General features: G+C 61.8%; 22 protein-coding genes. 10 read left to right on the top strand and 12 right to left on the bottom strand.

Annotation, left to right across the window (positions count from 1 at the left end):
• Positions 1-124: 124 nt before the first annotated feature.
• The 3 genes from dapE (at position 125) to NR126_RS08720 (ending at position 2,548) form a co-directional block, all read left to right on the top strand.
• Complete coding sequence (gene dapE / locus NR126_RS08730) at positions 125-1,276, top strand: succinyl-diaminopimelate desuccinylase (protein WP_256830031.1); 1,152 nt, start codon at positions 125-127, stop codon at positions 1,274-1,276.
• Positions 1,276-2,085: a putative RNA methyltransferase gene (locus tag NR126_RS08725; RefSeq protein WP_105755038.1), complete on the top strand. Its 810-nt coding sequence runs from the start codon at positions 1,276-1,278 to the stop codon at positions 2,083-2,085. The genes dapE and NR126_RS08725 overlap by 1 nt, the downstream gene beginning before the upstream one ends.
• A gap of 85 nt (positions 2,086-2,170) precedes the next feature.
• Entirely contained in the window at positions 2,171-2,548 is a 378-nt protein-coding gene (locus NR126_RS08720) for a hypothetical protein (protein ID WP_105755039.1), read from the top strand.
• Between the two features lie 106 nt (positions 2,549-2,654).
• Here the strand turns inward: NR126_RS08720 and NR126_RS08715 are convergent, their stop codons facing one another.
• Positions 2,655-2,864, bottom strand: a complete 210-nt coding sequence (locus NR126_RS08715) for a cold-shock protein (RefSeq protein ID WP_027619064.1) — start codon at positions 2,862-2,864, stop codon at positions 2,655-2,657.
• A gap of 247 nt (positions 2,865-3,111) precedes the next feature.
• Between NR126_RS08715 and plsB the strand changes: the two genes are divergently transcribed.
• Together plsB and NR126_RS08705 are read left to right on the top strand one after the other, a co-directional pair.
• On the top strand, positions 3,112-5,613 hold the full coding sequence (gene plsB / locus NR126_RS08710) for a glycerol-3-phosphate 1-O-acyltransferase PlsB (protein WP_105755040.1): 2,502 nt from the start codon (positions 3,112-3,114) through the stop codon (positions 5,611-5,613).
• A 51-nt stretch (positions 5,614-5,664) separates the two neighbouring features.
• Positions 5,665-6,063, top strand: a complete 399-nt coding sequence (locus tag NR126_RS08705) for a YbaY family lipoprotein (protein ID WP_256830030.1) — start codon at positions 5,665-5,667, stop codon at positions 6,061-6,063.
• Between the two features lie 42 nt (positions 6,064-6,105).
• Here NR126_RS08705 and NR126_RS08700 read toward each other — a convergent pair whose 3' ends face one another.
• The 3 genes from NR126_RS08700 to NR126_RS08690 form a co-directional block, all read right to left on the bottom strand.
• Complete coding sequence (locus tag NR126_RS08700) at positions 6,106-7,461, bottom strand: Fic family protein (protein WP_256830029.1); 1,356 nt, start codon at positions 7,459-7,461, stop codon at positions 6,106-6,108.
• A 99-nt stretch (positions 7,462-7,560) separates the two neighbouring features.
• Positions 7,561-10,620: an efflux RND transporter permease subunit gene (locus tag NR126_RS08695; RefSeq protein WP_027619068.1), complete on the bottom strand. Its 3,060-nt coding sequence runs from the start codon at positions 10,618-10,620 to the stop codon at positions 7,561-7,563.
• Between the two features lie 6 nt (positions 10,621-10,626).
• On the bottom strand, positions 10,627-11,727 hold the full coding sequence (locus NR126_RS08690) for an efflux RND transporter periplasmic adaptor subunit (protein WP_256830028.1): 1,101 nt from the start codon (positions 11,725-11,727) through the stop codon (positions 10,627-10,629).
• A 94-nt stretch (positions 11,728-11,821) separates the two neighbouring features.
• Here NR126_RS08690 and NR126_RS08685 point away from each other — a divergent pair, with 94 nt between their 5' ends.
• Positions 11,822-12,463, top strand: a complete 642-nt coding sequence (locus tag NR126_RS08685) for a TetR/AcrR family transcriptional regulator (protein WP_027619070.1) — start codon at positions 11,822-11,824, stop codon at positions 12,461-12,463.
• An 8-nt stretch (positions 12,464-12,471) separates the two neighbouring features.
• Here NR126_RS08685 and NR126_RS08680 read toward each other — a convergent pair whose 3' ends face one another.
• Positions 12,472-13,254: a class I SAM-dependent methyltransferase gene (locus NR126_RS08680; RefSeq protein ID WP_256830027.1), complete on the bottom strand. Its 783-nt coding sequence runs from the start codon at positions 13,252-13,254 to the stop codon at positions 12,472-12,474.
• Positions 13,255-13,348: 94 nt separating this feature from the next.
• Here NR126_RS08680 and NR126_RS08675 point away from each other — a divergent pair, with 94 nt between their 5' ends.
• Positions 13,349-13,972: a hypothetical protein gene (locus NR126_RS08675; protein WP_027619072.1), complete on the top strand. Its 624-nt coding sequence runs from the start codon at positions 13,349-13,351 to the stop codon at positions 13,970-13,972.
• A 3-nt stretch (positions 13,973-13,975) separates the two neighbouring features.
• Here NR126_RS08675 and NR126_RS08670 read toward each other — a convergent pair whose 3' ends face one another.
• The 7 genes from NR126_RS08670 to ppc all read right to left on the bottom strand — a co-directional run bounded on the left by NR126_RS08670 (position 13,976) and on the right by ppc (position 21,248).
• Positions 13,976-14,665, bottom strand: coding sequence for an extensin family protein (locus NR126_RS08670; protein WP_256830026.1), 690 nt, complete (start codon positions 14,663-14,665; stop codon positions 13,976-13,978).
• Positions 14,666-14,690: 25 nt separating this feature from the next.
• Positions 14,691-15,512, bottom strand: coding sequence for an isocitrate lyase/phosphoenolpyruvate mutase family protein (locus NR126_RS08665; RefSeq protein ID WP_027619074.1), 822 nt, complete (start codon positions 15,510-15,512; stop codon positions 14,691-14,693).
• 34 nt (positions 15,513-15,546) lie between these two features.
• Positions 15,547-16,407, bottom strand: a complete 861-nt coding sequence (locus NR126_RS08660; RefSeq protein WP_105755046.1) for a DUF72 domain-containing protein — start codon at positions 16,405-16,407, stop codon at positions 15,547-15,549.
• Entirely contained in the window at positions 16,407-16,703 is a 297-nt protein-coding gene (locus tag NR126_RS08655) for a hypothetical protein (RefSeq protein WP_027619076.1), read from the bottom strand. Before NR126_RS08655 ends, NR126_RS08660 begins: the two co-directional genes overlap by 1 nt.
• Before the next feature lie 211 nt (positions 16,704-16,914).
• On the bottom strand, positions 16,915-17,589 hold the full coding sequence (tsaB, locus tag NR126_RS08650) for a tRNA (adenosine(37)-N6)-threonylcarbamoyltransferase complex dimerization subunit type 1 TsaB (protein WP_027619077.1): 675 nt from the start codon (positions 17,587-17,589) through the stop codon (positions 16,915-16,917).
• Positions 17,590-17,681: 92 nt separating this feature from the next.
• Positions 17,682-18,329: an adenylate kinase gene (gene adk / locus NR126_RS08645; RefSeq protein ID WP_027619078.1), complete on the bottom strand. Its 648-nt coding sequence runs from the start codon at positions 18,327-18,329 to the stop codon at positions 17,682-17,684.
• Positions 18,330-18,617: 288 nt separating this feature from the next.
• On the bottom strand, positions 18,618-21,248 hold the full coding sequence (ppc, locus tag NR126_RS08640; protein ID WP_027619079.1) for a phosphoenolpyruvate carboxylase: 2,631 nt from the start codon (positions 21,246-21,248) through the stop codon (positions 18,618-18,620).
• A 205-nt stretch (positions 21,249-21,453) separates the two neighbouring features.
• On the opposite strand from ppc, the gene NR126_RS08635 reads away from it, so the two are divergent.
• The 3 genes from NR126_RS08635 to NR126_RS08625 all read left to right on the top strand — a co-directional run bounded on the left by NR126_RS08635 (position 21,454) and on the right by NR126_RS08625 (position 23,317).
• The gene (locus NR126_RS08635; protein WP_027619080.1) at positions 21,454-21,798 is read left to right on the top strand and encodes a hypothetical protein; all 345 of its coding nucleotides are present in this window, start codon (positions 21,454-21,456) and stop codon (positions 21,796-21,798) included.
• Positions 21,799-22,059: 261 nt separating this feature from the next.
• Positions 22,060-22,473: a DUF4398 domain-containing protein gene (locus NR126_RS08630; protein ID WP_256830025.1), complete on the top strand. Its 414-nt coding sequence runs from the start codon at positions 22,060-22,062 to the stop codon at positions 22,471-22,473.
• A gap of 55 nt (positions 22,474-22,528) precedes the next feature.
• Entirely contained in the window at positions 22,529-23,317 is a 789-nt protein-coding gene (locus NR126_RS08625; protein WP_105755049.1) for an OmpA family protein, read from the top strand.
• Positions 23,318-23,325: the final 8 nt, after the last annotated feature.

Here is a 23,325-nt window from a genome sequence, read left to right as displayed (position 1 = left end):
GGAACGGGCTTGCCCACGATAGCGGTGTAACCATCAACCTCTATGTTGGCTGACACACCGCTATCGCCAGCAGGCTCGCTCCCACAGAAGTCCGCGCCCATATTCATGATTTCCGGAGTTTTCCATGACGGCCCACGCCGACCTTTCGCCGACCCTTCAACTCGCCATCGACCTGATTCGCCGCCCGTCGGTGACGCCGCTGGATGCCGACTGCCAGAAGCAAATGATGCAGCGTCTGGGCGATGCCGGTTTCATGCTGGAGCCAATGCGCATTGAAGACGTGGATAACTTCTGGGCCACCCACGGCAGCCAGGATGGTCCGGTACTGTGCTTCGCCGGTCACACCGACGTGGTGCCGACCGGCCCGGTGGCGGCCTGGCAGATCGAGCCGTTCAACGCACTGATCGACGAACACGGCATGCTCTGCGGCCGTGGCGCCGCCGACATGAAAGGCAGCCTGGCGGCGATGACCGTGGCGGCCGAGCGCTTCGTCGCCGGCTACCCCAACCACAAGGGCAAGGTCGCGTTCCTGATCACCAGCGATGAAGAAGGTCCTGCGCACCACGGCACCAAGGCCGTGGTGGAACGCCTGGTGGCCCGCAAGGAGCGCCTGGACTGGTGCATCGTTGGCGAACCGTCGAGCACAAGTCTGGTCGGCGACGTGGTCAAGAACGGTCGTCGCGGCTCCCTCGGCGCCAAGCTGACCATCCGTGGTGTGCAGGGTCACGTGGCCTACCCGCACCTGGCCAAGAACCCGATCCACCTTGCCGCCCCGGCCCTGGCCGAACTGGCCGCCGAGCACTGGGATCACGGTAACGACTTCTTCCCGCCGACCAGTTTCCAAATCTCCAACGTCAATTCCGGCACCGGCGCGACTAACGTAATCCCCGGCGAACTGGTCGCGGTGTTCAACTTCCGTTTCTCTACCGAGTCCACCGTCGAAGGCCTGCAACAGCGGGTCGCCGACATCCTCGACAAGCACGGCCTGGACTGGCATATCGACTGGGCGCTGTCCGGCCTGCCATTCCTCACCGAACCCGGCGCGCTGCTGGATGCCGTGGCGTCGAGCATCAAGGACATCACCGGTCGCGATACCCACGCTTCCACCAGCGGCGGCACCTCGGACGGGCGTTTCATCGCCACCATGGGCACCCAGGTGGTCGAGCTTGGCCCGGTCAATGCGACCATTCACCAGGTCAATGAGCGGGTCCTGGCCAGCGACCTCGATGTGCTGACCGAGATCTACTACCAGACCCTGATCAAGTTGCTCGCCTGATGCTCGCCTGCCCTATCTGCAGCGCGCCGCTGAGTGCGGTCGACAATGGCGTGGCATGCCCGGTCGGACATCGCTTCGACCGCGCCCGCCAGGGCTACCTGAACCTGTTGCCGGTGCAGCACAAGAACAGCCGCGACCCGGGCGATAACCAGGCCATGGTCGAGGCCCGCCGCGACTTTCTCAACGCCGGTCACTACGCCCCGGTTGCCCGGCGCCTGGCCGAGCTGGCCGCCGAACGGACGCCGCAACGCTGGTTGGACATTGGTTGTGGCGAGGGTTACTACACCGCGCAAATCGCCGATGCCCTGCCCGCTGCCGATGGCTACGCCCTGGATATTTCCCGCGAAGCGGTGAAACGTGCCTGCAAGCGCAACCCGCAATTGACCTGGTTGATCGCCAGCATGGCGCGCATTCCTTTGGCCGATGCCAGTTGCCAGTTCCTCGCCAGCGTGTTCAGCCCGCTCGACTGGGACGAAGCCAAGCGCTTGCTCAGCCCGGGTGGCGGCTTGATGAAAGTCGGCCCAACCAGTGGCCACCTGATGGAACTGCGCGAGCGCTTGTACGACGAAGTGCGCGAGTACACCGACGACAAGCACCTGGCATTGGTGCCGCAAGGCATGAGCCTGCAACACAGCGAGACCCTGGACTTCAAGCTGACCCTGGTCAGTCCCCAGGATCGCGCCAACCTGCTGGCCATGACCCCTCACGGCTGGCGCGCGAGTGCCGAGCGCCGGACCGCGGTCATCGAACAGGCCGAGCCGTTCGAGGTCAGTGTGTCGATGCGCTACGATTACTTCGTTCTGCAGTAACCCTTTAACCCTTGGCCTCACGCGATGACGTGAGGCCGGCAAAATCCGCGAATGGATTTTTCAGAACCCGCAGCGAGGAACATCCATGCGCCAACCGGATATCGAGATTTACCTGAAGGACGCCGACGTCGACCACAAGGCCATCGCCGCCTGGCTCGCCAAAGCGCTCGGCCCTTGCACCGACTGGGTACAGAAAGGCCAGACTTACAAGTGCTCGGCCGGCAACGTGCCCGTCACCTGGCTGCCAAAAGCTGTAGGCAAGTGGAACAGCCTGTACCTGGAAAGTGACCAGACGCCGTGGGATGACGACATCGCCTGCGCCCGCGCTGCCTTCGCCGCGCTGAACGTGGAAGTGCGCTGCGCTCCGGGAACCTGGGTCGAAGAAGAAGGTGAAGAGTCGGCTGATCGCTGGATTCGAATCAGCGCCGATGGTGAGGAAGAGATCACCTGGAAAACGGCCTGACAGAGTTGTAGGAACTGGTGCCCGCTTGCGGCTGGCTGGCGATTGATGCGCTCGGATTGCCGCCTTCGCTGGCAAGCAAGCGGGAACCCGCTCCAACAGGGCCGTGTTACAGGCCGATTACGTCTTCGGCCTGCAGGCCTTTTTGGCCGTCGACCACCGCATATTCCACCTGCTGGCCTTCGGTCAATGAACGGTGGCCTTCGCCACGAATCGCGCGGTAGTGCACAAACACATCCGCCCCGCCTTCACGCTGAATAAAGCCATAGCCCTTGGCGTCGTTGAACCACTTCACGTTGCCGGTCTCGCGCGTTGCCATCAATCAGTACTCCCGTTTTTTATTATTGAATCAGCCTGTTCTTTGACAGGCCTGATGAACATTTGCCTGGCCTCGACGGTCTGTCAAAGACAGGGTCGATAGTGGCAAACGGCCGGCCGAGTATATGACAGTCCTGAAAAGTCTCAACTCATCTTTACTTGCCTGCTTTTTTGCCGATTTTCGACGAATACGGCACACTATCGCTCCCGAGCAATTGCTCGGTTTTTTCCACTAAAGCAGCACGCCTATGACCCGCTCCCCGTTCCGCCGTCTGGTGTTTGGCGCCCTGCGCCGACTGTTGTACCTCTGGGTTCGCTCGGAAACGATCAACCAGTCGTCCTTTACCCTCAACCTCGACCGCAGTCGCCCCGTGTTCTATGTCCTGCAAAGCCCGTCGCTGACTGACCTGGCCGTGCTCGACCGCGAATGCACCAAAGCCGGCTTGCCACGGCCGGTGTTGCCGGTGTCGGTGGGTAATCTGCTGGAGCCAGCGGCGTTCTTCTACCTGACACCCGCACCCGACTGGCTCGGCCGTCAGGACAAGCGCGGTGCACCGCCGACCCTGACACGGCTGGTCAGCGCCCTGAGCCAGAACGCCGCCGAAGATGCGCAAATCATTCCGGTCAGCGTGTTCTGGGGCCAATCGCCAGACAGCGAGTCGAGCCCGTGGAAGCTGCTGTTCGCCGACAGTTGGGCAGTGACCGGGCGCCTGCGGCGGCTGATGAGCATCATGATTCTCGGGCGCAAAACCCGGGTGCAGTTCTCCGCGCCGATTCACCTGCGTGAACTGATCGAACACAACAAGGGCCACGAGCGCACCGTGCGCATGGCCCAACGCATTCTGCGCGTGCACTTCCGCAATCTGAAGACGGCGGTGATCGGGCCGGACATTTCCCACCGACGCAACCTGGTCAAAGGCCTGGTCAATCAACCGCTGGTGCGCCAGGCCATTCTCGACGAAGCCGAGCGCGAAAACATCACCCCCGAAAAAGCCAAGGCCCAGGCGCTGCGCTATGGCAACGAGATCGCCTCGGACTACACCTACACCGCCATCCGCTTTCTCGAAGTGGTGCTGAGCTGGTTCTGGAACAAGATCTACGACGGGATCAAGGTCAATCACATCGAAGGCGTGCAGAAAGTCGCACCGGGCCACGAGGTGATCTATGTGCCGTGCCATCGCAGCCATATCGACTACCTGCTGCTGTCCTATCTACTGTTCCGCAACGGCCTGACTCCGCCGCACATCGCCGCCGGGATCAACCTCAACATGCCGGTGATCGGCGGCCTGCTACGCCGTGGCGGGGCGTTTTTCATGCGCCGCACCTTCAAAGGCAACCCGCTCTACACCTCGGTGTTCAACGAGTACCTGCACACCTTGTTCACCAAGGGTTTCCCGGTGGAGTACTTCGTCGAGGGCGGCCGCTCGCGCACCGGGCGCATGCTGCAGCCGAAGACCGGGATGCTGGCGATCACCCTGCGCAGCTTCCTGCGCTCCTCGCGCATGCCGATCGTGTTCGTGCCGGTGTACATCGGCTACGAGCGGGTGCTCGAAGGCCGTACCTACCTGGGCGAACTGCGCGGTGCCAGCAAGAAGAAAGAGTCGATCTTCGACATCTTCAAAGTGGTCGGCGCGCTCAAGCAGCGCTTCGGCCAGGTCGCCGTCAATTTCGGCGAGCCAATCAAGCTCGCCGAATTCCTCGACAGCGAGCAGCCGGACTGGCGTTCCCAGGACCTCGGCCCGCAGTTTCGCCCCAACTGGCTCAACGAAACCACCCATCGCCTGGGCGAACGCGTGGCGCGCCACCTCAACGAAGCCGCGGCGATCAACCCGGTCAACCTGGTCGCTCTGGCGCTGCTGTCCACCAGCCGCCTGGCCCTGGATGATCGAGCCATGGCAAGGGTCCTCGACCTGTACCTGGCGCTGTTGCGGCGCGTGCCTTATTCGCCGCACACCACCTTGCCGGAAGGTGACGGCCGCGCGCTGATCGAGCACGTCAAGGACATGGACCTGCTCTCCGAGCAGAGCGATGCGCTGGGCAAGATTCTCTATCTGGACGAACAGAACGCCGTCCTGATGACCTATTACCGCAACAACGTCCTGCACATCTTCGCCTTGCCGGCGTTGTTGGCGAGCTTCTTCCAGAGCGCCTCGCGGATGAGCCGCGAACAGATCCTTCGCTACAGCCGTGCGCTCTATCCGTACCTGCAATCGGAGTTATTCATCCGCTGGTCGCTGGACGAACTGGACGCGGTGATCGATCAATGGCTCGAAGCCTTCGTCGAACAGGGCCTGCTGCGTTTCGAGAACAACGTTTACCTGCGACCGGCGCCGAGCTCACGGCATTTCGTACTGCTGACCCTGCTGTCCAAGAGCATCGCCCAGACCCTGCAGCGCTTCTACATGGCCATCTCGCTGCTGCTCAACAGCGGCCAGAACACCCTCAGCGCCGAAGAACTGGAAGACCTGTGCACGGTCATGGCCCAGCGCCTGTCGATCCTGCACGGCCTGAACGCTCCGGAGTTTTTCGACAAGAGCCTGTTCCGGCACTTTATCCAGACCTTGCTTGACCTTGATGTGTTGCGCCGCGATGAAGCCGGCAAACTCAGCCACCACGAGTTGCTCGGTGAGTTGGCTGAGGGTGCGGCCAAGCGCGTATTGCCGGCGGAGATTCGCCTGTCGATCCGTCAGGTGGCGTTGCATCGCAGCGAAGATGCCGCAGATCAACCGATGCCCGCGCAAACCCTCTGATTTGTTCAAGGCGCCAGTCTGTTTCTGGCGCCGCCGATACGGAGTACTCCGATGAAAAAACTGACCCTGCTCGCCGCCGCTACCCTGCTCAGCGCCTGCCAGTCGACCACACCAACCGGTAAAGCCAGCCTCGACGGCGAGGTGTTTTACCTGCAGCGCATCGCCCTGCCGCCAACTGCGACCCTGAGTGTCAGCCTGCAAGACGTGTCCCTGGCCGATGCGCCGGCACAGGTGATTGACGAACAGAAAGGCCAAGTCCAGGGCCAGGTCCCGCTGAAATTCCACCTCAGCTATGACCCGCAGCAAGTACAACCTGGGCACCGTTACTCGGTGAGCGCGCGGATCGAGAACGACGGCAAACTGTTGTTCATCACCACCGAACATCACGCCGTGCAACTGGACGGCAGCGACCCGCAACCGATGAAAGTTCGCGTCGACGCTGTTCGCTGAGTATTAACCGTCAGATGATAGGAGCCCGCGGGTGGTGGGCTCCTACTTCCATTCGGCCTGGATGTTCGCCGCATCCCGTAGGAAGAACACCCACTCGCGCCCCATCTTTCTCTTTTCAAATACCTTGAGTTCGACCAGACCATTAAGGGTGCTGGCCGCGGTGTTGTAGGAGCAATCCAGGTTCTCCTTGACGTTGACCGCAGTGAACTCCTTGGCCATGCCACTCTTTGCTACCTGGACCAGCGTGCGTTGTTTATCGCTCAACTGTTTGAACAACCCGGACTCCTCCAGCCAATGGTTAAAGCCCTTGGCGAATTCCAGGCTGTTGCGGTACGCCGCCGTAAACTCGGTGACGGCCCTTAGAATCACCGAACACTGGTAGTCGATGAAATAAGTGAGGTCCAGGCCATCGCTTTCACTGTACAGATAGGACCGGCCATATTTCACCGGGGCATTGCGCAGCAGAATGCTGATGGCAATGTAGCGAAACGCCGAAAAATCATGCTTGAACATCAGCCAGTAAAACAACGCTCGTGCCACTCGGCCATTGCCATCGCGGAATGGATGCTCGTAGCCAATCGCAAAATGCAGGGCAATGGCCCTGATAAGCGGGTGCACATAGTCACCGTGAAGCGGATCGTTTTGCGCCTGATTGATCCAGTTACTCAAACGCTCCAGCCGCGCGCCGAGGCCGGACGCCGGTGGCGGCGTATGCACGGTATTGCCTTGGGCATCCTGCACCACGACCTGATCGTTGCTGCGGAACTGGCCAGGTGAATATTGCCCGTCATCGATACCCTCCACTCCGACACCATGCAGTTGCCGAATCAGCCCGAGACTCAATGGCTCATCGCGCTTTTCCCAGGCCAACAGCATCATCTTGTAGTTGCCGATGACCATCCGCTCATCCGACGAGCGTGGCAGGCGGTTACGCTTGAGCATGTCCTTGGCCACCTGTGTGGTGGTCGCCGCCCCTTCCAACTGACTGCTGCTGATGGCCTCATCTTCGATCAGGTCATTGAGCAGGTAACTGAAATGCGCCGTCTCACCGATGTGATGGGTCATATATTCCAGGGCGGCAGTGGTTGCCTGGCGGTCCACCGCCGACAGGGTTTTGTGTGCCAGCGGCGTAAGCACGAACTGCCCCCAGCGCGTCGGTTCTCCTACGGGCAACAAGCTTACGTACTGCGCGGCGCGGGCCTTTTTCACCAAGGCCCAGCACAAGGTTGTATCCAGGCCCGGGGCCCAGCGGTAACGCAGATCATCGAACGGCAAATATCGCCCCTGATCATCCAGCGGCTTGAGCAAGGCCAGGTACTCGGCAAGCTTTTCCTTGTGGGGAGAGCGCGCGAGTCTATCCAGCACATGAGGGTCGATGGTGGGAGGGCTTTTGATCATCGCTGTCTCAAAATCAGCTAAAACTGAGACAGCAGTACAGCACACGAGGCTCCTTGTCTCAATATTTGCCAATATTGAGACAAGGATTACCGACGAACCCTACTCCTTCCTGATCCTGAACCACGCCGCATACAGCGCCGGCAGGAACAGCAGGGTCAGCGCCGTGGCGACAATCAGCCCGCCCATGATCGCCACCGCCATCGGCCCGAAAAACACGCTGCGCGACAAGGGAATCATCGCCAGCACCGCCGCGAGTGCAGTCAGCACGATGGGGCGGAAGCGCCGCACCGTGGCTTCGATGATTGCCTGCCAGGGTTTCAGGCCGGCGCGGATGTCCTGTTCGATCTGGTCCACCAGGATCACCGAGTTGCGCATGATCATCCCCGACAGGGCGATGGTGCCGAGCATGGCCACGAAGCCGAACGGCTGGCGGAACACCATCAGGAACAGCGTCACGCCAATCAACCCCAGCGGCGCGGTGAGGAACACCATGGCCGTGCGCGAGAAGCTGCGCAGCTGCACCATCAGCAAAGTCAGGACGACCACGATGAACAACGGCACGCCGGCCTTCACCGAATCCTGGCCACGGGTAGAGTCTTCCACCGTACCGCCAACATCCAGCAAATAGCCATCCGGCAATTCGGCACGGATTGGCTCCAGGGTCGGCAGGATCTGCTTGACCAGGGTTGCCGGTTGCTCCTTGCCGTAGATGTCGGCGCGTACCGTCACGTTGGGCAGGCGGTTCCGATGCCAGATGATGCCCTCCTCGAAGCCATATTCCAGGGTCGCGACCTGGGACAGGGCCACGCTCCTGCCGTTATCGGTCGGCACCGCCAGGCTCGACAGCCGCGACAGCTCAGTGCGCTCGTGCACCGTGCCGCGCAGGAGGATTTCGATCAACTCGTTGTCCTCGCGGTACTGACTGACAGTGGAGCCGGTCAGCGAGCTTTGCAGGAACTTCGACAGGTTGGCGGTGCTTACGCCCAACGCCCGGGCGCGGTCCTGATCGATGTTCAGGTAGACCACCTTGCTCGGTTCTTCCCAGTCCAGGTGCACGTTGACCACATGCGGGTTCTCACGGACCTTGGCCGCTACCTTGCGCGCCAGTGCGCGGACTTCCTCGATGTGTTCGCCGGTGACTCGGAACTGCACCGGATAGCCCACAGGCGGCCCGTTTTCCAGGCGCGTGACCCGCGAACGCAAGGTCGGGAACTGCTGGTTAAGGGTCTCGATCAGCCAGGTGCGTAGGGTCTCGCGCTCTTCGATGGTATTGGCCAACACGACAAACTGGGCAAAGCTGGCCGCCGGCAATTGCTGGTCCAGCGGCAGGTAGAAGCGCGGCGAACCGGTACCGACGTAGGCCACATAGTTTTCAATGCCAGCGCGCTCCTTGAGCATCGCCTCCAAACGCTTGACCTCATCCGTGGTGTTGCTCAGCGAGGCGCCTTCGGCCAGTTTCAGGTCGACCATTAATTCCAGGCGACCAGAGGCCGGGAAAAACTGCTGCGGGACAAACCGGAACAGCACCACCGAGGCCACGAAGAGCATGAGGGTCAAGGTAATCACCGTTTTACGCCGACGCACGCACCACTCCACCAGCCGGCGCACCCGCTGGTAAAACGGCGTGGCGTAAGGATCCGGCTGCCCGGCGCCATGCTTGGCGGCGTGGATTTTCGCCAGATCCGGCAGCAGCTTCTCGCCCAGGTACGGCACGAACAGCACCGCCGCCACCCAGGAGGCCAGCAGGGCGATGGTCACCACCTGGAAGATCGAACGGGTGTATTCGCCGGTGCCCGATTGCGCGGTGGCGATCGGCAAGAAACCGGCGGCAGTGATCAGGGTACCGGTGAGCATCGGGAAGGCGGTGCTGGTCCAGGCATAGCTGGCCGCCTTGATCCGGTCAAAACCCTGCTCCATCTTGATCGCCATCATTTCCACGGCAATGATCGCGTCGTCCACCAGCAGCCCAAGGGCCAGCACCAGGGCGCCCAGGGAAATCTTGTGCAGGCCGATGCCCAGGTAATACATACAGGCGAAGGTCATCGCCAACACCAACGGAATCGACAGCGCGACCACCATGCCAGTGCGCACGCCGAGGGAGAAGAAACTCACCAACAGGACGATCGCCAACGCCTCGACCAATACTCGGACAAACTCGCCCACACCGGTTTTCACCGCCGCTGGCTGGTCGGAGACCTTGCGCAACTGCATGCCCGCCGGCAGGTTGTTCTGGATGCGCTCGAACTCCGCCTCCAGGGCCTTGCCGAGCACCAGAATGTCGCCACCGTCCTTCATCGCCACAGCCAGGCCGATGGCATCTTCAGCCATGAAGCGCATGCGCGGTGCCGGCGGATCGTTGAAGCCACGGCGCACATCGGCGACGTCGCCAATACGGAAGGTGCGATCGCCTACGCGAATCGGGAATTGCTGGATCTGTTCAACCGACTGGAAGTTACCCGACACCCGCAGTTGCAAGCGTTCGCTGCCGGTCTCGAAAAAGCCGGCATTGGACAGCGCGTTCTGTTCTTCCAGTGCCTGCTGGACCGCAGCCAGCGGCAGCCCAAGGGTCGCCAGCTTGAGGTTGGACAGCTCGATCCAGATCTTCTCGTCCTGCACCCCGAGCAGTTCGACCTTGCCGACATCTTTGACCCGTTGCAGCTGGATCTGGATGCGATCGGCGTAGTCCTTGAGCACTGCGTAATCAAACCCTTCACCAGTCAGCGCATAGATATTGCCGAAGGTGGTGCCGAATTCGTCGTTGAAAAACGGCCCCTGGATGCCCGGTGGCAGGGTCTGGCGGATGTCGCTGACCTTCTTGCGCACCTGGTACCACAGCTCGGGAATCTCCACCGAGTGCATCGAGTCGCGGGCAATGAACGTGACCTGGGATTCACCGGGACGCGAGAACGAAACGATGCGCTCGTATTCACCGGTCTCCATCAGTTTCTTTTCAATACGCTCGGTGACCTGCCGCGAGACCTCCTGGGCCGTTGCGCCCGGCCAATTGGTTTTGATCACCATGGCCTTGAAGGTGAAGGGCGGATCTTCGCTCTGCCCCAACTTGGTGTACGACAAGGTGCCGACGACCGCCAGCAGAATCATCAGGAACAGTACGATCTGGCGATTACGCAGCGCCCAGGCGGAAAGATTGAAACCCATCGGGCATTACTCCTTGGCCGCCACATCGACCGTGCGGTTGGAGCGATCCACCGGACGCACTTTCTGGCCGTCGAGCAGTACATGCACGCCGGCTGCCACTACCCAATCATTGGCACTCAAGCCTTCGAGCACCGGCACGGTTTTTTCACCGAAGGCACCGACCCGGACCGGGGCTTTTTTCAGGGTGTTATCAGGGCCGACGATCCAGACGTAGGTCGCACCGTTCTCGGCAGTGAGTGCCGAGAGCGGCACCGAAAGCGCCATCGCCTGAGCGTTTTCAATGAACACCCGGGCACTCTGTCCCAGTTCCGCCGGCACCTTGCCGGCAGTGAACGCAATGCGAGCGGCAAAGGTCCGTGATTTTGGATCGGCCGCCGGCGACAACTCACGAAGGGTGCCTGCCAGGCGTTGATCAGGCTGGGTCCAGAGTTCAACAGTGACTGGCTGACCGACTTTGAAGCGGCCGAAGTTCTGCTCCGGCAGGCTGATCAGCACTTCGCGCTCACCGTCAGCGGCCAGGGTGAACACCGTTTGCCCAGCGGCCACCACTTGCCCGACTTCTGCCGCACGCTTGGCGACCACGCCGTCCTGTGGCGCCCGCAGGATCGCGTAGCTGGCCTGATTGTTGGCCACGTCAAATTCCGCCTTGATCTGCTTGAGGCGTGCTTCACCTGAACGGTAGAGGTTTTCCGCATTGTCGTACTGCGAACGGCTGACCATCTGACGTTCCATCAGGGTCTTGTAGCGATCGCGTTCGGCGCGTACCAGATTGAGGTTGGCGGTGGCGGCGGCGACCTGGGCACGGGTCGCGTCCAGTTGCAGGCGCACGTCCTCGGGATCGAGTTCGGCCAATGGCTGATTGGCCTTGACCCGCTCGCCCTCATCGACCAGTCGTCGGCTGACTTTACCGGCAATGCGAAAGGCCAGGTCGGGCTCGAAGCGAGCGCGAACTTCACCGGGGTAGCTCTCCAGCGACTGCGCCGAAGGCTCTGGCTGAACCACCATGGCCGGACGCACGGTGGCTTGTACCGGCTCTTCCTGACCACATGCCGTTAACAGAAAGGCCAGGCTGACTGGCAACGCGAGGGGCAAGGCATAGCGGAACATGGTGAACGACCTTTCGCTAATAGTGCTTGGAATATTTATACTGGCCAGTATGTTATTAATAGCAAACTCACCAGTCCAGTATTAAAAGCGAAAAATGTCCGACAATCTTTCTTCACAAAACGGCCCCGGCCGCCCCAAAGATCTCGCAAAGCGCGAGGCAATCCTTGAAGCGGCAAAGCGCCTGTTTCTGAGTAATGGTTACGCGAGCACCAGCATGGACGCGGTGGCGGCTGAGGCCGGCGTATCGAAACTGACGGTCTACAGTCATTTCAACGACAAGGAGACACTGTTTTCCGCCGCCGTCATCGCCAAATGCGAAGAGCAATTGCCTACCTTGTTCTTCGAATTGCCCGACGGCATGTCGGTGGAAAATGTATTACTGAACATTGCCAGAGGCTTTCATCAACTGATCAACAGCGATGAGTCCGTCAATCTGCATCGCCTGATCATGGCCCTCGGCAGCCAGGACCCCAAGCTCTCGCAGATCTTTTTCGAAGCCGGTCCCGAGCGGATGTTGCAGGGCATGGAGCGCTTGCTGGGCAAGATCGACCAGTTGGGCGCCTTGAGCATCGACAAACCACGCAACGCCGCAGAGCACTTTTTCTGCCTGCTCAAGGGCGCCGGCAATTTCCGCCTGCTCTACGGCTGCGGCGAGCCGCTGACCGGCGAAGCGGCCGAGGCGCATGTGCGGGAGGTGGTGGAGTTGTTCATGCGGGCGTTTGCCCGCAGGCACTAGCGGCAAGCTCAGGGCTTAAGAGCTTTCTTGGGATAAATATCGTAGCGGCTGGACTTACCATCCAGCGCGTGACTCGGCTTCGGCCCTTCGATGCAGGGTGCCTTGCGCGGGCGTTTGACCACCACGCGGTGAGTGGCCAGCGCCAGGGCGGCGGCGAGCAGCGCCGGGGCGTCCGGATCGTCACCGACCAGGGGCCGGAACAGGCGCATTTCCTTCTTCACCAGTGCGGTTTTCTCGCGGTGCGGGAACATCGGGTCGAGGTAGATCACCTGCGGCGGTTCGCCCTCCCAGTTGCGCATCAACTCGATCGAATTACCCTTGAGCAACCGCATGCGCGCAACGATCGGCGCCACCTCGAAATCTTCCGCCGCACGGACCAGGCCGTCTTCGAGCAAGGCGCCGATCAGTGGTTGGCGCTCGATCAGGCTCATTTCGCAGCCCAGGCTGGCCAGCACGAAGCCGTCCTTGCCCAAGCCTGCCGTGGCATCCAGCACCCGAGGCCGCACACCTTGGGCGATACCCACCGCCTTGGCAATCATTTGCCCGCTGCCGCCGCCGTACAGTCGGCGATGAGCTGCGCCGCCCTCGACGAAGTCGACCCGCACCGGCCCCGGCGCATCCGGCCCCAGTTGCTGCAACTGCAAGCCTTGCTCGCCCACTTGCAAGGCGAACTCGGCATCTTCCAGGTGCAGCGGCAGGCCCAGGCGCTCGGCCCACTGCTCGGCTTGGGTGCGGTAGGCATCGGCCAGGGCCTGGACAATGATGCGGCTGGCCGCGGGTTGTTCACTCATCAGAAATCACACTCGAAAAAATCAAGGATCGGCAAAAGCGGCCGATAACCAAACTATCGAGCATTTTGCCAGAGCTGAGCGTCGACCGAGAACCATGTCAGACCTTCAACGCGTCCCCGCAGGCTTTATTACGCCTTATCGCGAATACAGCCGTCACAACACCCAGACACTGAGCGGCGTCAGCAGCCACCTGTGGCAAGATTTCTTTGCCCGGGCGCTGGCCGATCAGTTGGGTGACGGGGCCCCGCCGCCAGGCACCTTGCAGCCCGTAGTGGTCGATGGTCCGGACGAGCCAGCAGGCGGTTCCGAGTTGCTGGCGGAGATCGTCACTCAGCGCGCCTGCGCGATCGTCGACACCGAAATCCGTCCGCCCGAGCCGTTGTTCCTGCCGATCGCCGAATTCGAGATGGACCTGGCCGACAAGCCCGCGCCCGCCTTCGCCGCTGAAGAGCTGGTGGCCCAGCAGGCGCAACAGGATTTCGACAGCGAATGGCTGCGCCCGCTGGTCCTCACTGCCGGTCAACCGCTGCCCACCCCAGGCCCCGCGCCGCAACCGCGCCCGTTGTTCCTGCCGATTGCCGAGTTCGAGTTGGACCTGCTGGACCCACCTGCCCCGCCGTATCCGCCGCAAGAGCTGGTGGATCAACAGCAAGACCTGGACTACGACCTGCACTGGGCGCGTCCGATCGTCCTGCAGAACCTGCGCATCGCCGCCTAAGCCTCAGCGACAGACCCACCAGCGGCCCACGTCCAGATGAAAATGGTTGCGGTGCGCCGCGTTGTAGTCCGGGCTCAACACCACATTGAACATCGCGCAGGCATCGTCGCGGACCTGGCGCAGGAATCGTGCGTCGTCGTTATCTTTGGGCCAATCGCGCAGCACATTGATGCTGCGGCCATCGGCCAGACGAAAGCCAGCGATATCCAGGGCGCTGGCACTCGCATGCTGACTGCGCGCGGCTTTTTCCCGGCCATAGATATTGCGACACGCAAAGCTACCCAGATGATCGACCCGCGTCACCGCCTGGCCATAGACCTGCTGCGCCGCCGGCTGCAGGGCATGCCGCTCGAACAGGGCGAAGGCCACGGCCAAGGGGCAACTGGCGAGGAAGCTGCTGCTCAGGCCAACTTCGGCCCCCTGTACCCGCACCACGTTGGACAATGGACACGCGACGTTCACCGGGCTGTCGGCCTGGCGACTGACTTTCAGCCCCGAGGTAGCCAGTACCTGATCGCAAAGCATCGGGTTGTCGCGCAACTGGGCGAGCTTGTAGCGAGTCAGCAGGTTCGGCGTCGTGTGCACATCCAGCGGCGCCCAAGGGTTCCAGGCTGACGGAACAGTCAACCAGCCACGCCAGACGCTGAGTAGCAGCCCTCCCAGCAAGACAACCAGCAGCGCCAGCACTTTCACCCAACATCCCCTTGGATCGCGTCCATCAGCCCTTGAACAGTTGATTGGCCTGGGCAAACGGCATCGAGCGCTCAGTGAAGCCAAAAGTGCCGTGATCGCGGATTTCCTGGGCGGCGCGGAAGAACTCGCCATAAGCCGCCAGGGCCATCGCCGAACCGACACTGATGCGCTTGACGCCCATCTCTGCGAGTTGCGCCACCGTCAGCTTGAGCCCGCCCGACATCAACACGTTGACCGGTTTCGGCGCCACGGCACGCACCACCGCCAGCACTTCCTCGGCATTGCGCAGGCCCGGGGCATACAACACATCGGCGCCGGCCTCGGCAAATGCCTGCAGGCGGCGAATGGTGTCGGCCAGGTCGGGTTTGCCATGCAGGTAATTTTCGGCGCGGGCGGTCAGGATGAACGGGAATGGCAGGCTGCGCGCCGCCGCGACCGCCGCTTCGATCCGCGCCACGGCGTGTTCGAAGCAATAGATCGGCCCTTCTTCGCGGCCGGTGGCATCTTCAATCGAGCCACCCACGGCACCGGCCCCAGCGGCAGCCAGCAGGCTGGCGGCGGATTGTTTCGGGTCGTCGGCGAAACCGTTTTCCAGGTCCACGGCCACAGGCAGGTCGCTGGCGGCAACAATTGCGCGGACGTTGGCCAGGGTATCGTCGAGTTTCAGCGCACCATCGGCGCGGGCCATGGAAAAGGCGCAGCCGGCGCTGGTGGTTGCCAACGCCTGGTACCCCAGGCTGGCGAGCATTTTCGCCGAGCCGGCATCCCATGGATTGGGAATCACAAACACCCCGGCACCTTCGTGCAGGGCTTTGAACGCATGGGCTTTGCGAGTTTGCGCATCCATAGATGGGCTCCTTGGCGATGGGTGTGAGCCGTCGTCAGAGCAATCCAAGCTGCACGGCGGCGGGCTCTCTGTATAACTCAGGCAGCGCCGGCAAGCCAGGTAAACGCAGCATCAGCCGCTGATGAAAGCGTTGCGCCAAGGCTGCCGCCAAACGGTTATCCGCGGTATGCAGGAAGACGTAGGGGGTGCGACCCTCCTCGATCCACAGGGCGATTTTCTCCACCCAGGGCGTAAGAAACGGCTCGTTAGCTTCGAGCTCCGGATGACCAATGAAGCGCACCTGAGGGAACTGAGTAAAGGCCGCCGGCCGGGTCGGCACATTGGGCTTTTTATCCTGCGCATGCAAAATCGCAGCCTCGGTCGAAGTGCAACTGAACAGCGCCCGCGGGTCCAGGCAGATGCGCTCCACGCCACGGTCGCGCAACAGCCGGTTGAGCATGCGTTCGGCATCGCCCTTGGCAAAGAAGTCTCGATGCCGCACCTCGACCGCCAGCGGGCACTGCAGGCCATCGATAAAGCCGGCGAGTTCGGCCAGGCGTTGCGGGGTGAAGGCTTTGGACAGCTGCAACCAGTACGGCGCAACTCTGTCGCCTAAAGGGCTAAGCAACTGCACGAAGGTCTCGGCTGCGGTCAGTTGCTCGCGCAGGTCACCGCCGTGGCTGATATCGCCGGGAAACTTGGCAGTGAAGCGAAAATGCTCGGGCATGATCTGCGCCCAGCGCTCCACGGTTGCCGGGGCGGGACGGGCATAGAAGGTGGTGTTGCCCTCCACCGCGTTGAACACCTGCGAATACAGTTCGAGGTATTGGTTGGCGCGCGCGTCTTGCGGGTACAGGTACTCGCGCCAGGCGTTTTCGCTCCAGGACGGGCAACCGAGGAAATAAGGCAGTGACATCAGATGTACAGGTCGAGCCCCAGCACTTCCATATCCCAATCGACGAAAGCGGCGGTACTCAGGTAGCTGGCCAGGGCCAGCGATGCATTGCGGTCCATGGCCCGGTGATACAGCAGGTCTTGCTGGCGTGCCGGAAGATGGCTGGTGCGTTGCTCGGCACGCGCGGCCATTTGCTCTTCGGAGGGGATTTGCAACTCGCCGTCTTCGTCGATGACCGACTCGTCCACCGTCGCCCGGCCTTTGCGAGGCTTACGCGAAATGGGGTACGACTGCGAGGGAAATCCGTCTATGCGCATGAGAGCGTGCCTGTCATCAATGATGGCAATTTAGCGGCACTTGCAGAGGTGCGCAAACAGCCAAGTGATAACTAGAACACATAAAAGGCAAAAGGTTTAAAAGGCTGAGGGAAAACAGACGATTGGCGGGGTTATCGGCCACCGATCACCATTTGATCGACCACAAAACCCTGTAGGAGAGAGCTTGCTCCGACAGGGGTACAAGCAATATTTATCTAGCCTTCGGCGTCGCCACTTTATCGCGCAGGTAGACCGGTTGCGCTTGATCGGCGGCAACGGCTTCGCCGCGTTCCCAGGCGAACCGGGCAAGGCTCAGCAGGTCCTCGGCGTGGGGCAACATGCCCGCGTCCTGGCCGCTGGGCGCAACGCCAATGCGTTCGCCATAACCCCAGCCCGTGCCCGCGCCAAACCACTCGCCCGTGGCATCGGCCGGCAAGGCCGCGACTTCTGGCGGTAGCACCGCTTCGGCACCCACCAGGCGCATTTCCCCGGCGGTCTCGCGGTAGCAACCCCAATAGACTTCGTCCATCCGCGCATCGATGGCAGCCGCCACCTGCGTCGCAGCATGCTCACGCAATGCACGCTGCGCCAGTACTGCCAGGTTGGACACCGGCAACACCGGGCGATCGAGGGCAAACGCCAGACCCTGGACCACGCCTATGGCAATTCGCACACCGGTGAATGCGCCTGGACCACGGCCGAAGGCAATCGCATCAACGGCCTGCAAGGTTGTGCCGGCATCCGCCAGCAACTGCTGGATCATCGGCAACAGCTTCTGCGCATGCAGGCGCGGGATCACCTCGTAATGGCTCGTCACTTTACCGTCATGCAGCAAGGCAACGGAGCAAGCTTCAGTCGCGGTGTCCAGGGCCAGCAAGGTGCTCATCGATGTTTCCGTCAGGCAGTAGAAAAAAGTCCGTCAGTATAAACAACAACGGCCCGCAAGCGGGCCGTTGAAGACAAAGCAAATCAGCTTTATCAGCTCAGCGCTTCCAGCACTTTGCCGGTGATGGCTTCAACCGAGCCAACGCCTGCAATGTGGCTGTACTTCGGCTTGCCCTGGGCAGCCGACAGCTTCTGGTAGAAGTCCACCAGCGGCTTGGTCTGCGAGTGGTAGACCGACAGGCGATGACGCACGGTTTCTTCGGTGTCGTCCTTGCGCTGCACCAGCTCCTCACCGGTGATGTCGTCCTTGCCAGCCAGTTTTGGCGGGTTGTAGACGGTGTGGTACACGCGGCCGCTGGCTTCGTGAACACGGCGACCGGCGATACGCTGGACGATTTCTTCATCGTCTACAGCGATTTCGACCACGTGGTCCAGCTCGACGCCTTCAGTCACCAGGGCTTCAGCCTGCGGAATGGTGCGCGGGAAGCCGTCGAACAGGAAACCGTTGACGCAGTCCGGCTGAGCAATACGGTCCTTGACCAGGGCGATGATCAGGTCGTCGGAGACCAGGCCGCCGGCATCCATAATGCCTTTGGCCTTGATGCCCAGCTCGGTGCCAGCCTTGACCGCCGCACGCAGCATGTCGCCGGTGGAAATCTGTGGAATGGCGAATTTTTCGGTGATGAACTTGGCCTGAGTACCTTTACCGGCTCCGGGAGCTCCCAGCAGAATGACGCGCATCGATGTGCTCCTCAATTTCTTATTTATAAACAATCGGATTCGCCGCACGGGGCCAATCCTGGAATAGGGTCGTGGGCCGCCCAAACGGCCAAAGGCTGATCAAGATACACAGCAGGCACGGCCCACACAAGCCGCCGAAAGTCGGAAGAACCCGCGCCTGTGGTGCCGTTGCGACGAGGTATTCCAAGTCGCAACCCCATAACAAAGTGTCGCCTGGCCGTCGACAACAACCCTCCTCGCTCGCCCTGAAAAGGGACGAAAACGTTCACTGACGACGGCGCAAACGCCTCAGCCGGTATTACGTAAACCGGCGGCAATTCCCGCCACAGACACCAGCAGCGCCTGTTCTACCGGGCTGCCTTGCGCCACCTCCTGTTGCCGCGAACGCGCCAGCAACTCCGCCTGCAATAGATGAAGAGGGTCCAGGTAGGTGTTGCGTAAACGGATGAACTCCAGGGTAGCCGGGCTATGGGCGAGCAACTGCGACTGGCCAGTCAGGCCCAGCACCACCGCGCAGGCCTGCGACAATAGGTCGCGTAAATGCGCACCCAACGGCAGCAGATCCGCCTCCACCAGACGCTCGTCGTAAGACCGGGCGATGTCCGTGTCGGCCTTGGCCAGCACCATCTCCAGCATATCGATACGGGTGCGGAAGAACGGCCATTGCTCGCGCATCTGTGCCAACAGCTCACCCTCGCCGCGTGCCAGGGCATTGCTCAGCGCCGCTTCCCAGCCGAGCCAGGCCGGCAACATCAGGCGCGTCTGGGTCCAGCCGAAGATCCACGGGATCGCTCGCAGGCTTTCAATACCACCAGCGCGACGCTTGGCCGGCCGGCTGCCCAGCGGCAGACGCCCCAGTTCCTGCTCAGGCGTGGATTGGCGGAAGTACTCGACGAATTGCGGATTTTCCCGCACCACCGCACGATAGGCGCTGACACCATCGGCCGCCAATTCATCCATCAGATGACGCCACTCGGGGGTTGGTGGCGGCGGCGGCAGTAGCGTCGCTTCGAGGACAGCCGCCAGGTACAGGTTAAGGTTCTGCTCGGCGATGTCCGGCAGGCCGAACTTGAAGCGAATCATCTCGCCCTGCTCGGTGGTGCGGAAGCGTCCGGCCACCGACCCCGGTGGCTGCGAGAGAATGGCCGCGTGAGCCGGACCACCGCCACGCCCCACCGTGCCGCCGCGACCATGGAATAGCAGCAATTCGACCTGTTGCTCGCGACAGATGTCCACCAGCCGCTCTTGCGCTCGATACTGCGCCCAGGCGGCGGCCGTGGTGCCGGCGTCCTTGGCCGAATCGGAATAGCCAATCATCACTTCCTGCGGGCCCTGCAGGCGTGCGCGATAGCCCGGCAGCAGCAACAGCTTCTCGATCACCGGCCCGGCATTGTCGAGGTCAGCCAGGGTTTCGAACAGCGGCACCACGCGCATCGGCCGCAGCACCCCGGACTCCTTGAGCAGCAGTTGCACCGCCAACACATCAGAGGCGGCACCGGCCATCGAAATCACATAGGAGCCCAGCGAGGCCCCCGGTGCTGCAGCCACTTCACGACAGGTAGCAAGGACCTCGGCGGTATCGGCCGAAGGCTTGAAATGCGTCGGCAACAGCGGCCGGCGATTGTTCAACTCCGCCATCAGAAAGCGAATGCGCGCCTCCTCGTCCCAGTCTTCATAACGACCCAGGCCGAGATAGTCGGTGATTTCAGTCATGGCCGAAGCGTGACGCGAGGCGTCCTGACGCACGTCCAGGCGCACCAGGAACAGGCCGAAGGTCACCGCGCGGCGCAGGCAATCGAGCAACGGCCCATCGGCGATCACGCCCATGCCGCACTCATGCAGCGACTGGTAGCACAGCTCCAGCGGATCCAGCAGTTCGCGGTTGTTGTGCAGCACTTGAGCGGGTGCCGGGGTCGTTGCGGCCAAGGAGGCCTGAGCCCATTGGCGGGTCGCGCGCAGGCGGTCGCGCAGTTGCTTTAGCACGGCACGGTAAGGTTCGGCGCTGTCGCCAGCCTGGGCACGCAAGGTCGCACTGGCCTGCTGCATCGACAGGTCGGCGGCCAATTGATCGACGTCACGCAGGTACAGGTCCGCCGCCATCCAGCGCGCCAGCAACAGCACTTCACGGGTCACCGCGGCGGTGACGTTGGGGTTACCGTCACGGTCGCCACCCATCCACGAGGCGAAACGGATCGGCGCGGCTTCCAGCGGCAGACGCAAGCCGGTGGCGGCCTGCAGCGCCTGGTCGGCCTTGCGCAGGTAATTGGGAATCGCCTGCCACAGCGAGTGCTCGATGACCGCGAAGCCCCACTTGGCTTCATCCACCGGGGTGGGTCGGGTCCGGCGGATTTCCTCGGTGTGCCAGGCCTCGGCGATCAGCCGCTGCAAGCGCTGCTGGATCTGTTCACGCTCGGCGCTGGTGAGGTCGCGGTGATCTTGCGCGGCGAGTTGCGCAGCGATCGCGTCGTACTTCTGGATCAACGTGCGACGCGCCACTTCGGTGGGATGCGCGGTCAGCACCAGTTCGATTTCCAGGCGGCCCAACTGTCGCGCCAGCGCCTCGGCGCCATGGCCTTCGGCACGCAGCCGGGCCAGCAGTTCGGGCAATACCCGCGCCTCGAACGGTGCCGGTTGCAACTCGTCGCGCCGATGAATCAACTGGTACTGCTCGGCGATGTTCGCCAAGTTGAGGAATTGATTGAACGCCCGTGCCACAGGCAGCAATTCGTCTTCGCTCAGCTGGTTGAGGCTGGCACTCAGCTCCGCGTCCATCGAGCCTCTGCGGTCAGCCTTGGCACCCTTGCGAATCTGCTCGATCTTGTCGAGAAATCCTTCCCCGTACTGCTCGCGAATGGTGTTGCCCAACAGCTCACCCAAGAGGTGAACATCTTCGCGCAAGCGTGCATCAATATCGGTCATCAGCAGTTCTCCAGCGAATGGCGGTCAGCTCTGAAGCGAACCCCAAGAGTGCCGCCCACAGCCGGTTCTTACAAGCAGGCGACGAACTGACAGTAAACCTTCGCGGTTACGACTAGTCTCATGAGTAAGCCGCACAAAGGCTTGCACCGGCCACGGCCGGACATTCATCTCAACCTGTCACGAGCAGGTGCCTATTGAGGTCATTATGAAAATCCGTGAACTGGCCCAGCATTGGGAAGAAACTGCCAAAGGCCGCTTGACCAAGACCGGCTACACCATTCACCTGGACGTCGAAGCCGCTGCCCGCCTGGCTGCCCTCAGTGACATGTACCCCAAGCGCCACCCCGAGGAACTGCTCGGCGAACTGATCGGTGCAGCGCTCGAGGAGCTTGAAGCAAGCTTCCCGTACATCAAGGGCCAGCAGGTCATCGCCACCGACGAAGAAGGCGATCCGCTGTACGAAGATGTCGGTCCAACCCCGCGTTTTCTCTCCCTGTCACGCCAGCATTTACGCGATTTGTCAGCGGACGCCGGCGAGCAGAAACACTGATCCAAGCTCGCTGCATCCTCCCCCTGAACAGCACATTTCCCGGGCCTTCACAGGCTCGGGAATTCGGCTGTGCACATCTGAAACAACGCCCGCAGCCCTGACCCTGGCGTCCATTTTTTTTACAACAACCGTCAATTTTTCTGAACTTTGAAAAAAAGCCTCGGGTCCATCCTGTAACCATCGCTGGAACTGCCGTCTCAAAACAGGCGCCACAACGGCTCTTTCCCCAGGATGGATTTGACGTTTTTCAGGAGTTATCCAATGGAGTTGACGACCATGAAATCCCGCACCGCCACCAGCACCCCCACCTTCCCGCGCGGTCTGAAACTGGCTGCCCTGGCCCTCGGTTGCAGCTTCGTGCTGGCCGGGTGCGCCGGCAACCCGCCGACCGAGCAATACGCCGTGACTGAATCGGCGGTCAAGAGTGCCGTGAGCGCTGGCGGCACCGAGTTTGCCGCCGTGGAAATGAAATCCGCCCAGGACAAGTTCAAACAAGCCGAGCTGGCCATGCATGACAAGCAATATGACCAAGCCCGGATGTACGCCGAACAGGCGGAGTGGGATGCCCGCGTCGCCGAACGCAAAGCCCAGGCGGCGAAAGCCGAACAATCGGTCAAGGACTCTCAGCAAGGCGTCCAGGAACTACGTCAGGAAAGCCAGCGCACCGTGCAGTAAAAGCTGCCCCCCCTACGCCCTGAGCCCCGCGAATAGATAGAAAGGACGAATTCATATGCGCAAACAACTGATGATCCCAGCCCTCTTGGCCGCCAGCGTTGCCCTCGCGGCCTGCTCGACCCCACCCAACGCCAACCTGGAACAGGCCCGCGTCAACTACTCGGCACTCCAGGCCGATCCACAGGCGAGCAAGGTCGCGGCCCTGGAAACCAAGGAAGCCAGCGACTACATGGACAAAGCCGACAATGCGTTCCGTGAACGTGAGGACACGGCGAAGGTCGACCAGTTGGCCTACCTGACCAATCAGCGAGTCGAAGTGGCCAAACAGACCATCGCTCTGCGCACTGCTGAAGCCGAGCTGAAAAATGCTTCGGCCAAGCGCGCCCAGGCCCGCCTTGATGCCCGCGACACGCAGATCAAGCAACTGCAGGCCAGCCTCAATGCCAAGCAGACCGACCGCGGCACCCTGGTGACCTTCGGCGACGTGCTGTTCGCCACCGACAAGGCCGAGCTGAAATCCAGCGGCCTGGTCAACGTCAACACCCTGGCGCGCTACCTGGAGCAGAATCCGGACCGCAAAGTGATTATCGAAGGCTACACCGACAGCACTGGCACCGCCTCGCACAACCAGTCGCTGTCGGAACGTCGCGCCAACTCGGTGCGCATGGCCCTGGTGAAAATGGGCGTTGACCCTGCGCGCATCGTCGCCCAGGGGTATGGCAAGGAATACCCGGTCGCCGACAACGGCAGCGCCTCGGGCCGAGCGATGAACCGTCGGGTCGAAGTCACCGTTTCCAATGACAGCCAACCAGTGATTCCGCGCTCGGCAGTGAGCGCAAACTAAACGTTTAA

Origin of the sequence: Pseudomonas sp. Pse1, assembly GCF_024519635.1 — a bacterium.
Classification (GTDB): domain Bacteria; phylum Pseudomonadota; class Gammaproteobacteria; order Pseudomonadales; family Pseudomonadaceae; genus Aquipseudomonas.
The sequence above is the reverse complement of the archived record's forward strand: the minus strand, read 5'-3'. Positions and strand labels throughout refer to the sequence as shown.